General features: G+C 49.8%; 8 protein-coding genes. 6 read left to right on the top strand and 2 right to left on the bottom strand.

Annotated elements, in window-relative coordinates; genetic code table 11:
• Positions 1-85 precede the first annotated feature (85 nt).
• A complete protein-coding gene (locus INP77_RS01765; protein WP_194746977.1) occupies positions 86-820 on the bottom strand; it encodes a GntR family transcriptional regulator in 735 nt (244 codons plus the stop codon).
• A gap of 181 nt (positions 821-1,001) precedes the next feature.
• On the opposite strand from INP77_RS01765, the gene INP77_RS01770 reads away from it, so the two are divergent.
• The 6 genes from INP77_RS01770 (at position 1,002) to INP77_RS01795 (ending at position 7,711) form a co-directional block, all read left to right on the top strand.
• The gene (locus INP77_RS01770) at positions 1,002-1,883 is read left to right on the top strand and encodes a CoA ester lyase (RefSeq protein ID WP_194746978.1); all 882 of its coding nucleotides are present in this window, start codon (positions 1,002-1,004) and stop codon (positions 1,881-1,883) included.
• A gap of 9 nt (positions 1,884-1,892) precedes the next feature.
• The gene (locus INP77_RS01775; protein WP_194746979.1) at positions 1,893-2,951 is read left to right on the top strand and encodes a MaoC family dehydratase; all 1,059 of its coding nucleotides are present in this window, start codon (positions 1,893-1,895) and stop codon (positions 2,949-2,951) included.
• Positions 2,952-2,953: 2 nt separating this feature from the next.
• Entirely contained in the window at positions 2,954-3,952 is a 999-nt protein-coding gene (locus tag INP77_RS01780; protein ID WP_194746980.1) for a CoA ester lyase, read from the top strand.
• Between the two features lie 116 nt (positions 3,953-4,068).
• Positions 4,069-4,947 carry a methylisocitrate lyase gene (gene prpB / locus INP77_RS01785; protein ID WP_194746981.1) on the top strand — a complete coding sequence of 293 codons (879 nt, stop codon included), beginning with the start codon at positions 4,069-4,071 and terminating at the stop codon, positions 4,945-4,947.
• Positions 4,948-4,979: 32 nt separating this feature from the next.
• A complete protein-coding gene (prpC, locus tag INP77_RS01790; RefSeq protein WP_194746982.1) occupies positions 4,980-6,155 on the top strand; it encodes a 2-methylcitrate synthase in 1,176 nt (391 codons plus the stop codon).
• Between the two features lie 95 nt (positions 6,156-6,250).
• Positions 6,251-7,711 (top strand): bifunctional 2-methylcitrate dehydratase/aconitate hydratase, encoded by a 1,461-nt coding sequence (locus INP77_RS01795; RefSeq protein WP_194746983.1) that lies wholly within the window; start codon positions 6,251-6,253, stop codon positions 7,709-7,711.
• A 132-nt stretch (positions 7,712-7,843) separates the two neighbouring features.
• On the opposite strand, the gene INP77_RS01800 is transcribed toward INP77_RS01795, so the two are convergent.
• Positions 7,844-14,443, bottom strand: a complete 6,600-nt coding sequence (locus tag INP77_RS01800) for a retention module-containing protein (protein ID WP_194746984.1) — start codon at positions 14,441-14,443, stop codon at positions 7,844-7,846.
• Between the last annotated feature and the right edge of the window lie 72 nt (positions 14,444-14,515).

Consider the following 14,515-nt stretch of genomic DNA (forward strand, 5'->3'; position numbering starts at 1 on the left):
TCATTTCTTTTAGCGCGAATAATTCAAAAACTTCAGCAGCCAGACGGACATGCGCAGCTCAACGCCGCTGATGAAGATTTTTCAATCATTCCAATTCACTCATGTAGTGGTGGTCATCGGTCAGACACAAACCTAACCGCCATTCCATTGGCTTGTCGCCATAGGTGAACGACACGCGCTCTATGCTCAGCAGCGGATACCCCTCTTTCAGCCCCAGGGCTTTCGCCACTTCAGCATCTGCGGCCACCGCTTTGATCCGCTCTTCAGCACGGATCATGCGTATGCCAAACTGCGACTCATACATGCTGTACATAGAGCCATTGCTTTCTTCCACCTTGGCGCGATTCAAGCCTTTGAATGGCGCAGCGGGCACAATAATGTGGTCATAAATTAGAGGCCGTCCGGAAAAAGTCAGCAAGCGCTTAACCTCTATGGTGGTCGCGCCCGCCTTCATTTCCAGCACCTTGCCGATATGCACACTGGCTTTGCTTTTGACACAGGAGATAAACTCATTCTGTAACAATTCTTTTTGGCCGGTTTCAGCAGTCAGACGCAAAAAGCGTAACTTCACATCATCCTGATTGTGGGTCGCGACAAACGTACCCTTGCCCTGACGACGAATCAGAATATTTTCAGTAGCCAGACTATCTATTGCCTTGCGCACCGTGCCCTGACTGACCTTGTAACGCTGAGCCAGATCAATCTCACTCGGGATCATGTCACCCGGGCGCCACTCCCCACCAATCAGGCTCTGGGTGATCAACACCTTAATCTGGTCATATAACGGCCTGTAACTGGCTGATCCGACTTGTTTATCCATATCCTTGACTCCACACTTGCAGGCATCAAAAGACGCCAAAAAATTAGTTATTCAATTTATATCACAGCGCTTTTTTGTTGTCTACTATTTTATATCTTATATAAGACATAAGATATTTGTTGACAGAGTTTTTTTATTCATGAATAATGAATTCAATTCTCGCTGCAACAAAGGAAAACCCATGTCATATGCACTCAGACCACGACGCTCGATGCTATATGTCCCTGGCTGTAATCAGCACTATTTGGAGCGCGCGCGCACATTAGCGGCAGACTCCGTCATTCTGGATCTGGGCGACCCGATTCTGGTGGATGTCAAAGTGCAATCACGGGAAAACGTTGTTAATGCCGTCAAGCAAGGTGGCTATGGCAAACGTGAAGTGGTGGTGCGTGTCAATGATCTGCACTCGATTTGGGGCCATGACGACATCAAGGCAGTGGCCAATATTGGCGCAGATGCCATTCTGTTCCCCAATATCGAGTCTCGCGAAGACGTGTTGCAGGCACAACAGCTGCTGGATGATGCCGGTGGCAAGGATGTGCCGATGATGGTGATGATAGAGAGCCCGCTGGCAGTATTAAACGCTAAGGAAATTGCGGCCGCCTCTGAGCGCGTGATCTGTATGGTGATGGCCACCTCTGACCTCATTTCGCAACTGCATGCACGTGTAACGCATGAACGCTCTGCCATCCTCACCTCCTTATCGCTGGTCATTCTGGCGGCGCGTGCGTATGGCAAAGGCGTGATTGATGGCATTACGTCTGATTTTAAGAACATGCATTCGTTTGAATATGCCTGCCGCCTGGGGCGCGACATAGGCATGGATGGCAAGTCACTGGTGCATCCAGCGCAAATTGCTTATTGCAATGATGCGTATACCCCGCAAAGGTCTGAGGTCGAACATGCAAGGTTGATTATTAAAGCCCTGAAAGAGGCAAACGAAGGCGGTAAAGGAACGGTCGTGGTCAACGACAAACTGGTGGAACACCACCATATTAAAGCTGCACAACGACTCATCAAATTATCAGAAGCGATTGCAGAGCTAGAAGAAGAATTCATTTAAGGAATCAACATGACAGGCAAAATCAACGCCGGGCGTTTTTTTGAAGACTTCAAGCTGGGCGAAGTCATCCCGCATGCGACGCCTCGCACCATCACCAGCGGCGACACAGCGCTATATATCGCGCTGACAGGCGCACGCAATCCATTGCATTGCAGCGCGCCGTTTGCCTTGTCGTTGGGCTATGCGCAGATGCCCATTGATGACTTGCTGGCTTTTCATATCGCGTTTGGCAAAACGGTACCGGATATCTCGGTCAATGCCGTGGCAAACCTGGGATATGCCGATGTACGGTTTATCCAGCCGGTATATGTCGGTGACACCTTGACCACTTCCAGCGAAGTGATCGGCCTCAAGCAAAACTCAAGTGGCAAAAATGGCGTGGTCTGGGTACGCTCGACCTCTGTCAATCAAGACCAGCAACCGGTTTTAAGCTGGGTGCGCTGGGTAATGGTGCACAAGAAAAATCTGGCTGCCCCAGCGCCGGACACGGTGATCCCTGACTTGCCTGCCTTTGTCGCTGCCAAGGATCTACGCCTGCCCGCCCCGTTTAATGTGCATCAAGAAATCGCGGTGGCTACCGGTGGCCGTTACTTCTGGGAAGACTACACCGTAGGCGAACGTTTGCGCCATCCCGCTGGCCTCACCATTAACGATAGCGATCATACGCTGGCTACCCATTTGTACCAAAACAATGCCAGACTGCATTTTGATGCTCATCTGATGCAATCCACGCCACAAGGCCTGCGTCTGGTCTATGGCGGCGTAGTGATTTCCGCCTGCCGTGCATTGAGCTTTGAAGGCCTGGAAAACGCGCTGTCGATTGCGGCGATTAATGGCGGCACACATGCCAATCCCAGCTACGCCGGCGACACGATTTACTGCATGACGGAAGTGCTGGATCAATGGACGCTGCCCCACCCGCAGCTCGGCGCTCTCAGACTACGCATGATCGGCCTCAAGAATATTCCGCCAGATCATGTTGAGAACATCAAGACCTCACAGGGCTACCACCCCAATGTGGTACTCGACCTTGATTACACCGTTTTAATTCCACGAAAAGGAAACTAACCATGGCCGTTCATCCTAACCAGGCGCTCTTTGGTGGCGAAAAACCCTTTCCGGTGATCCCGGCTTGTGAGCATTTTGCAGGCAGCGAAAAGCTGATTTTGAAAGCCTTGTCCTTGCAAGACCCGGCCAACCCCAATGCGGTCGGTCCTGTGTTTGACATCACCTGCGACTGTGAAGACGGCGCTGCCAGCGGCCAGGAGCAGGCGCATGCGGAAATGATCGTGCGTGTGCTGAATTCTGCTGCCAACCAATACAATATGGCGGGGGCACGCATTCACGACTATACGCATCCGCACTGGAAAAAAGATATCGATATTTTGGTGGGGGGGGCCGGTGAAGTCTTGAGTTACCTGACGATCCCTAAATGTACCGACATCGCGCAAGCCCGTGAAATGATCGGCTATATTCAAGAAGTTGCAAAACAACATGGCATACGCCGCGCAATCCCTGTGCATATCCTGATTGAAACCCATGGCGCCCTGCGCCAAGTGCACGAGATTGCACAACTGCCCTGGTTGCAAGTGCTGGACTTTGGCCTGATGGACTTTGTCAGCGCCCACCACGGCGCCATCCCTGCGGCCTCAATGCGCAGCCCTGGCCAGTTTGATCACCGCCTGCTGGCGCGTGCTAAAACGGAAGTGGTCTCCGCAGCACTGGCAAATGGTGTCGTGCCTGCCCATAACGTGACGCTGGATCTCAAGAATGTGGAAGTGACCTTTAGCGACGCCGCACGCGCGCGCAATGAGTTTGGCTTTATGCGCATGTGGAGTATCTACCCGACACAAATTCAGGCCATCGTTGATGCCATGAAACCGAATTATGACGAAGTGACGGATGCCGCCAACATTTTGCTGGCAGCACAGGCCGCTGACTGGGGGCCGATCCAATATGCAGGTGAATTGCATGACCGCGCGACCTATCGCTACTTCTGGGAGGTCTTGCAAAAAGCCAAGCAAACGGGTGTGGCCATGCCAGAAGATGCTGAACACGCGTTCTTTTAATACTTAGCCACAGCGCTGACTGAGCACACAGAGAAAATCTGAGACATTTTTTATTCGGTTTGATGTATCTCTCTGTGACCTCTGTGTTCTCTGTGGCTTAAAGATAAAGGTTTAATATGCAACAAATCAATACAGCAGGTGCACGTTTCCGCGCGGCGCTGGTCGCCGAAAAGCCACTACAAATCATAGGTGCCATCAATGCCTACCACGCCATGCTCGCCACACAATCCGGGTTTAAGGCCATCTACCTGTCTGGCGGTGGTGTGGCCGCTGGCTCTTTAGGCCTGCCTGACTTGGGGATTTCTGGTCTGGAAGATGTACTGGTCGATGTGCGCCGCATTACCGACGCGGTCGACACGCCTTTGCTGGTCGATATTGATACCGGTTTTGGCGGGGCATTTAACATTGCCCGTACCATTAAAAGCGTTGCCAAAGCAGGGGCTGCAGCGGTGCATATTGAAGATCAGGTCAGCGCCAAGCGTTGCGGGCACCGCCCCAACAAGGCGATTGTGAGCCTGGAGGAAATGGTAGACCGGGTAAAAGCTGCCGTCGATGCCAAGCCCTATGATGACTTCGTGGTCATGGCGCGCACGGATGCGCTGGCGGTGGAAGGATTGCAATCTGCCATAGACCGCGCTTGTGCATGCGTGGAAGCAGGTGCCGACATGATTTTTCCGGAAGCGATGACGGAGCTGGGCATGTATCAGCAGTTTGTCGAAGCCGTCAAGGTGCCGGTACTGGCCAATATCACCGAATTTGGCTCTACCCCTTTATTCACGGTAGAGGAACTGGCTACGGCAGGTGTTGGCATGGTCTTGTACCCTCTGTCAGCCTTCCGCGCGATGAACCAGGCGGCGCTTCAGGTGTACCAGCGCGTACGCAAAGATGGCACACAGAAACACGTGTTGGATTTGATGCAGACACGTGCGGACTTGTACGAGCATCTTGGCTATCACGCTTTTGAACAGAAACTAGACGCGCTGTATAAAAAATAAGCGCACGCGACCAGAGATAAAGGAGGTTAGTTATGAACACCACCACTGATCCTATCAACACAGCTCCCGCTAGCGAAGCGCCCAAGCGTAAAAAGGGCGTCGCGCTGGCGGGCGTGGCTGCTGGCACCACGGCCATTTGTACCGTGGGCCATAGCGGTAATGACTTACATTACCGCGGTTACGATATCATCGAACTGGCTAAACATGCCACGTTTGAAGAAGTCGCTTATTTGCTGATTCACGGTGAGCTTCCCACCCAACACCAACTCACCGCTTATCATCAAAAGCTCAAAAAGCTACGCGGCCTGCCCAGTGCACTCAAAGCCGTACTGGAACAGATTCCAGCCAATGCGCATCCGATGGATGTGATGCGCACAGGTTGCTCCATGTTGGGAACCCTCGAACCGGAAGCAACTGACCGTAATACTGCAGGGGCTCAAGCATTGGGTGAGCGGCTGATTGCTTGCTTCGGCTCCATCCTCATTTACTGGTACCACTTTAGCCACCGTGGCGTACGCATTGAGGTGGAGACCGATGACGACTCTATCGCCGCGCACTTCCTGCATCTCCTGCATGGCAAAAAACCATCCGAGCTGCATATCAAGGCCATGAATACCTCACTGGTGCTCTATGCCGAACATGAATTTAACGCATCCACCTTCACCTCACGCGTGATTGCTGGCACCCTCTCCGACTTGTATTCTTGCGTCACCGGTGCCATTGGTGCACTACGGGGGCCCAAACATGGCGGCGCCAATGAAGCCGCCATGGAGATTATTGAGCGTTACCAAACACCAGATGAAGCTGAAGCAGATATCAAGGCTCGTATGGCGCGCAAAGAAATCATTATTGGCTTTGGCCATCCCGTGTATACCATTGCCGATCCACGCAATGAGTCGATCAAAGCCGTCAGCAAGTCACTGTGTGAGGATGCCGGCAATATGCAGCTGTTTGACATCTCTGCCCGCATTGAAGAAATCATGTGGAACGAGAAAAAGATGTTCCCCAACCTGGACTGGTATAGCGCTTCCAGCTACCACATGATGGGAATTCCGACTGGCATGTTCACGCCAATTTTTGTGATCTCACGCACCACCGGCTGGGTCGCGCATGCGATTGAGCAGCGTATCGATAACAAGATTATTCGCCCGAATGCAGAGTATAACGGCCCGGATAACAGAGCGTTTGTGCCTTTAGACAAACGTTAGGCTTACCCATTTTTTAGCCACAGAGGATTCAGAGAGCACAGAGAAAAATCTGCTGTAGCCTCTGTTGCTTAAATTTTTACTTGAAAGAATCTCTTATGTCCGCCCATATTTCTAATGTACGTCCCGATCCCGATCAAGTCATTGTAGATATCGCCAACTACGTGGCAGATTTTGAAATCAACTCTCATGAAGCTTACGATACCGCCCGCAACTGCCTGATGGATACGCTGGGCTGTGGTTTCGAGGCACTGGATTATCCCGCCTGTACCAAATTACTAGGCCCCGTGATTGCCGGTACGGTTGTGCCGAATGGCGCCAAAGTTCCCGGCACCCCTTATCAGCTGGACCCTATCCTGGCCGCTTTTAATATTGGCGCCATGATCCGCTGGCTGGATTTTAATGACACCTGGCTGGCCGCAGAATGGGGACATCCGTCTGACAACCTGGGCGGGATTCTGGCTTCAGCGGATTACATGTCGCGCAAAAATGTGGCCGAAGGCAAAGCGCCATTGACTATGAAAGACGTACTCACCGCCATGATCAAGGCGCATGAAATTCAGGGCGTACTGGCGCTGGAAAACAGCTTTAACAGAGTGGGTCTGGACCACGTCATTCTGGTTAAAATTGCCTCTACCGCTGTTGTGACCAAATTACTGGGGGGTAACAAACAAGATATTATCAATGCTGTGTCTAATGCCTTTGTTGATGGTCAAAGCTTGCGTACCTACCGTCATAGTCCAAACACCGGTTCACGTAAATCCTGGGCGGCAGGCGATGCCACCTCGCGAGCGGTGCGTCTGGCCTGGATGACCTTGCAAGGTGAAATGGGCTACCCAAGTGCACTCACAGCCAAAACCTGGGGCTTTTATGACGTCTTGTTCAAAGGTAATGCCTTCAAGTTCCAGCGCCCTTACGGCAGCTATGTGATGGAACAGGTATTGTTCAAAATCTCGTTTCCGGCCGAATTTCATGCGCAAACAGCGGTGGAGTGCGCTTTCCAGCTCAACAAGGAAGTGGGCAGCCGTCTGCAAACCCTGGAAGACATTGCCAACATCGACAAGATTATTATCACCACGCATGAATCTGCGATCCGTATCATTGATAAAACCGGCCCGATGAACAATCCGGCAGACCGTGACCACTGTATTCAATATATGTCTGCCGTTGGCTTGCTCAAAGGCAACCTCACCGCATTAGATTATGAGGATGAAGCGGCCGCCGACCCTAGGATTGATGCGTTGCGTGAGAAAATGATCTGTGTGGAAAAAGCAGAATACACCCGTGATTATTTGGATCCTGAAAAACGTTCCATTGCCAACGCGATCCAAGTTTTCTTCAAGGATGGCACGCAATCTAGCAACATCGCCGTTGAATACCCGATTGGCCATCGCCGCCGCCGCGGCGAAGGCATCCCGGAACTGGTGAAAAAATTCAAGGTGAATTTGGCCCGCCGCTTTGACGCAGCCAAACAAAGTGAGATTTTGGCCTTGTGCCAAGACCAGGCAAAACTCGAAGCCACCGCAGTGAATGCGTTTGTAGATATGCTGGCGCTCTAAAAACGCAAACTCAGTCTCTAAAAAGAGCGCTCGCAGCGCTCTTTTTTATTGCCCTAATCAAACCCAAACGCTGAATAAAAAAGAGCGACCACAAAGGTCGCTCTTGAACTGCTATTAGCAATACTGCTGCGATTAGTGATCCACAACAATATTTTGCTGTGTCAGCAGGTTTGCGATCACTGCTGCATCGCTGGTTTGACCGTTAGTTAAATCGACACCGGCCACCACAATGGTCTGGGTTTCCTGGCCACTGCTAAACGCGCCTGAAACATTGTGTGCATCATTCGCGAAACCACCATTCGAGCTGATATGAATGATGGTATCGCTACCTGATTTTTCAAAGTGCATGTAGTTGACCAGGTTGGTTGGATTTTCACCTTGCAACAAATCACGGATATCCAATACATCCCCACCTTGGCTGACCGCGGCTTTATTAAAGTCTTTGATTGTGTCAAGTGCAGGAGATCCAGCAGCACCATCATCGCCTTGATCCCACTTGAACACATCCACACCCGCGCCGCCGGTCAGGGTATCGTTGCCTTTACCACCGATCAGGATATCGTTGCCATTACCGCCATTCAGCTTGTCATCACCTGCTCCGCCACGCAGGATGTCGTTACCATCGCCACCATTCAAGGTATCTTTGCCAGCATAGCCGTAGATAATGTCATTGCCGGAGGTACCGTTAACAATGTCGTCACCTGCACCACCACCCAGAATTGGCGTAGTGTTATTGCTACTCAACAAGCTGAGATTGAGCAGATTGCTTGCACTTGCGCTATCTTGCAGGCCAGTACTGTCAGTTGCAGTGATCGTAAAGTTTTCCAACACATTGACGCCAAGAAGCTGCGGATTCACCTTCACCGTTGACAGGAATTCATTCAGAGCAAGGTTGTCGATCGTGCCACCGTCAGCAGCTGTAACCACCAGTTTGCCATTTGCACCGATTAAGCCAAGGAAGCCGCTACTTTCTGTATAGCTTACTTTTAAGCCTAACTCATTCGCTACCGCTTGCGAGTAACTCATTAGTGTAGAGCCGATGATCACACCAATCCCAGCATTGAACGCAATATTGACGTTAGTAATGTTGTTATTGGCATCACTTGCTGTGAAATTCTGACGACTTGAGAAGTCAAGCAAATCAACATTCAACAGACCAGGCAAGGTAATCAAGCCAGCCGCACCGACAGCCGTAGAGACATCAGGCGCCACCTGCGGTGTAGGTGTATAGGTATTATTTTTCGCCACATTCACCGTCAAATCAGCAGTGCTGGTATCGCCATCTTTGTCACTTAATGTATAAGTGACCTTAGTGCTGTCTGCAGGCTGGGTGGTGCTTGAAGTCGTGATTTTAATGTTATCAAGCAAACCACCGGTACTGTTCGTATCCACTGATTTAAACTCCACGCGCATCTGGCTACCAGTCCCTGTGAAGCTGTATGAGAATGTACTCATGTTCAAGCTTCCAGTATTGACCGTATCAATGACTTTACCATTCACAATTACTTGAATTGCAGAGTCAACCCCTGATGTATGACCAGCACGTGCCGCATAATCAAAACTTAATGTCACCACTGCATCTTTGCTTGGATTGATATAAGTGTATAGATTTCCATCACCGTTATAGTTTTCAATCTCAAGCACATTGCCGTAACTTGCAGACAAGCCATAAATAGTGCTTGGCATAATCTCAATCGTGCCACTCTTGTTGTCTGTGTACCAGCCTAAAGGCACTGGCGTTTGCTGACTACTGCCATTGGCATCAAAAGTGGTGTTGATGAGGGTTACTTTTGTCTGTCCTGGGGTGAAGGCATATTTACCATCGTCCATGTCTACAACAAATGTGCCAGCTTTAGTGACCACTGTCAGCTGATGAGTGGTCGCATTGTAAGAGCTATTATTCGTCCCAGCGACGGCAATTGAACCTGTTTTAGCATCAAAGGTATAAGTGGTCCCCTCAATCGCCACTGACTTGACATAGCCACCATCAGCGCCGAAGCCACCACCACTGGTCAAGCTGCCAACAACAGGGGTTGGTACAGTTTGGCTCAGTACAGCATCCAATTGCGCAAAGTTAGATACCTGAATTGCATTTGTATCCGTGCCAGTTGAGCCATTGTACGCAACCTGGTTCATGCTGTTTGCCACCTGCGTTGCAGAAACACTGCTACCCACACCAATTGCATATTCATTGATGTTATTGGCTTTCAGGAAGGCCTCCCATGCCTGTCTATCGCTATCCCCTACTTCACGGCCACTATTTGGCTCGCCATCAGAGAAGAAGTAACCAATGTTCTGTCCGCCTGAGATCTTACCGACAGAGTTAAAGGCTGTTTTGCTTCCATCCAGCGCCGCATCATAATTGGTGCCAGATAACGTTTGCAGTGAAGCAAGCACTTGTTTTGCCTCTGAGATGGTCACCCAAGTTGGTGTTTTCTGATAATAGCCATCAGAGAAAGTCACGATCATGACGCGGACATCACCGCCCAATGAAGCATATTGATCCAACAAGGTATTGATGGACTTCACTTCACTAGCAAGACGTGAGGTACCATTGATACCATCCAATGTCGCCATACTGCCAGAGACATCAATGGTAAACATGATGTTTGTGCCTTTGTCGCCCTGAGCAGTGACCGTCTGATTGGTAGCAATCGGCGCATCATCAACCACATTAACAGTGATAGAACCAGTAGTTGTGGTATCAGAGTCTTTAGCATTTACACCAAACTTCAGGGCAAGCGTATCCTCACCTTGAGCAGGGTGATCCAGCGGACCAGACAGCTTGACAGCGTACTTGCCTGAGTTATCAATGGATATGCGCAAGATTTCCTGACCATTAGCAGAACCGATCAGCGTCCCGGTGTTGCTTCCAGCCCAGGTAATTGCAACGCCACCAGACGTATAGGTTTGAGTTGGTGCAGTCAATGTCACACTCTGCAAATCACCATTTGGATCTGAGATACCTAAATCACCAGAAGCAATAATGTTTGAAGGCTCACCTGGATCCAGAATACCACTTGGTAATCCATCTTCAGACACAGAGGCACTGCCATCTAAAGTCACAAAAACTGGTGACTGGTTCAAAGTGTAAGCATAGTTATCGCTTGGCACACTGGTGTTGCCAGCGTTGTCTGTTGCAGTCACCGTGTAGTTATGCAAGCCTTTAGCAATATCAGTCGATGGTGTGAATGTCCAGTTACCGTTTTTGTCGGCGATAGCTGTACCAATCGCATTTTTGCCGTCATAAACAGTCACAGTGCTACCTGCTTCAGCCTTACCACTCAAAGTTGGGGTTGGGTCATCTGCTACGCCACCATTCGATACATTACCCGTCACCGCACCTACATCATCAAAGACACTGTCTATCGTCGGCTTGTTCGGCGCTTGTGTGTCTATCGTCACTGCATAGCTGTTAGAGGTTGGCGACTCATTGCCAGCCTTGTCCGTAGACTTCGCTGTAAACGTATGTAACCCATCTACCAACGTCGTTGTTGGCGTAAAGCTCCAAGTACCATCCGCCTTCACGGTCGTTGTGCCTAATACGGTATTGCCATCGTACACAGTGATCTGTGAACCAGCTTCACCTTTACCAGAAATCGTCGGCGTGGTGTCATCTGTCACACCAGTATTCACAACCGTGCCTTGCTTGCTACCAACATCATCTTGTACGTCGTCTATCGTAGGCGCTACCGGCGCTTTCGTATCTACATTGATCTTGTACTCTGGGGTCGCATCACTTGGCTTGCCTGCTGCGTTGATCGCAATTGCCTTGAAGCCATAAGCTCCATCAGCCAACGGCGTTTTCGGCGTAAAGCTCCAGCTACCGTTATTCACAGCAACCGTACCTTGTGAAACACCATTCAAGAACACTTCTACACTGACCGCACCCGCTGGTGCTGTACCAACAACAGTAGGCGTCGTGTCATTGGTGTCCCCACCTTGTGCAACTGTCCCTGTAATCGGCGCAACGTCATCGTTAATCGCCGTGATCGTCGGCACGCCTACTGTACTTGTATCAATTGTGAAGTTAGTCGCTGGGGTCTTGCCACTGGTATTGCCAGCAGCATCTGTCGCCGTGACATTGATACTGTGCGGCCCATCTACCAATGGGGTCGTCGGTGTGAAGCTCCAAGTACCGTCTGGCTGCACTGTGGTCGTACCAATCGGCTGATTGTTATCGTACACAGTGATCGTAGCTCCAGGCTCGCCTGTACCACTTACCGTTGGGGTGTTGTCGTCTGTCGTATCCCCAGTGTTGATCGCTCCAACTTTCGGGGCAACGTCATCGGTGATTTGGTTCACGTTCACCGCAGGTGGCGTGGTGTCTACTACAAATGGGAACCCACCTGTCTTGCCACTTTCAACCCCAGCTGCACTTACTGCGGTCGCAGTAATATTGTGATTGCCTTCGCTCAATGGCTTAGTCGGTGTAAATACCCAGTCTCCCTTCGCATCAGAAGTCGTTGTGCCAATCAGTACACCATTGTCATAAACATTGATTTTCAGATTAGCTCCCGCTGTACCTACCACAGTCGGCGTCGTATCGTCTGTTGTGCTGTTCTTCTGAATCGGTCCTTGTTTTGCACCAAAGTCGTCGTCAATCCGAACAATTGATGGGTCTTGTGGCGCATTCGTGTCGACATTGATCACGTACTTGTCACTAGGCACACTGTTGTTACCAGCAGCATCCGTAGAAACAGCCGTCAACTCTCTTGTACCGTTCAGCAATGGGCTAGAGGGCTCAAGACTCCATGTACCATCCGCTTTTACAACGGTTGTACCAATCGCATTCTTGCCGTCATATACAGTAATAGTGGAGCCAGGCTCACCTTTACCACTGATCGTAGGCTTAGCATCATCGGTAAAGCCACCATTCGATACATTACCCGTCACCGCACCTACATCATCAAAGACACTGTCTATCGTCGGCTTGTTCGGCGCTTGTGTGTCAACTGTGAATGTAAGTGTTGAAGATTTATCACTTTCGTTACCTGCCGGGTCGGTAGCTGTAGTTGTAATTACATGCTGCCCGTCATTAAGCGCTTTAGATGGTGTCGCCGCCCACGTACCGTCTTGTTTGACTATAGCAGTCGCAATAACATTTACACCATCATATACTTTGATCAAATCACCTGGGGTTGCGCCAGAACCAGAAAAATCAGGAATATTGTCATTCGTGGTAGATTTATCAATAATATTTCCAACCACAGGCGCAAAGTCGTCGTATGCTACAAAAGCGCCTGGCGCAACTGGCGGTGTTCCATCAACAGTAAATGTTTCACTGGCTTTAATGGTGACATTACCTGCCAAATCAGTCACTTTGATTTGTGGTGTATAGGTACCATCAGGTAAATTCGCGTCTTTTAACGTCACGCTCCACACAACCTTACCCGAAGCATCGGTAGTAACAACAGCCTTGTATGTTCCACCATTGATGGTAACAATCACAGTGTCTGTCAGCTTTTCTGTCGTACCCGTTAAGGTTGGAGCGCGGTTCTTGGTAAGGTTATCTGTTTGACTAAACCCTGTATCGTCAATGAGAGTTTCCGGCAGTTGACCGCTAATAGCTGTAGCGTCTGGGTTTACCGTATCAACAGTAAATACAAAAGGGGCAGTTGGCACACTTACATTACCTGCCGGGTCTGTCGCAGTGATCGTGGCTGTATAAGTTTGATCCTTCAATGGGACAGAAGGAAGGCCACTCCAGGTCCCATCAGCCTTCACACTAGCGGTAATTGTAACTGTCGTACCATCCGAGCCCTTAATTGTGACAGTAACAATATCACCAGGCGTTTGATTCTCGCCTTTAAACTCGGGAACGTTATCATTCGTTACGCCCCCATTGGAGATTTGCCCTACCACAGGAGCGACATCGTCAATAACTTGGTACTCATTAGGTGCTGATGGGGGAGTCGTATCGAGTACAGCAGAGTCACTCGCTGACGGCGAGGTCTGACCAGACTGATTTGTAATCGATGCTGTTACGGTTATTGTTGAGCCTTGAGGAGGCAACGGACTTACTTCTAGTGTAATCCCTCCTCGAGAAATATCCAGTGCAGAAATAACAATTGCACGTGTACCATTGTTATCGGTGACATTTAAAACATCACCAGGCTCAACACCAACAGGCAATCCGATCAAGACAGTTACAAATTGCTTACCATTTAATTCGCTTTGGTTAATGAAGTTGTTGTTATCAACATCATCTTCAAGAGTCACCGAAGGAGCGGCACCAGATGGCGTTAAATAAACAAAGTTAGGACTAAACCCTCGGCCACCATCTCCGGCCCCACCGCCAGCAGCATTGCCCCCTGTATAGTTTGCACCAGAACCATCTTGCGTTTGGATGCGATCCAGGTTAACGAATGAGGCATTACCATCACTACCTGCTTCACCAGCAGCCGGGTTATCAAGCACCTCAGTAACATCGCGGCCTTCATTCAAGGCAGTTAAAACGGCATCAAATACGGCTTGGTTAACAGCATTTTCTGTGACATCGGATACATCAACTTGCGCAAGGTTATCCGTAATTTTGACGGTTTGCGCTTCTGCAAAATTAACAGTTTCACCATTTGCAAGTTTCACAGTAACCGCCGAGCCAGAGGCAGTAATTACTTTATCTCCTGCATGCAGCGTTTCGCCCTGTTTCAACATATGGCGACTGCCATTTGCATCCACAACAATTGCCATACCTTGAACGTTTGTAACTGTACCGATCACAGTAGCCATTTTTTCCTCACTTTAAGTTGAGACAATTTTGATAGTCTCGTATTAAACGCGAGTAAACAATGAAAATCTATT

The organism is Methylophilus sp. 13 (assembly GCF_015354335.1).
GTDB lineage: Bacteria > Pseudomonadota > Gammaproteobacteria > Burkholderiales > Methylophilaceae > Methylophilus > Methylophilus glucosoxydans.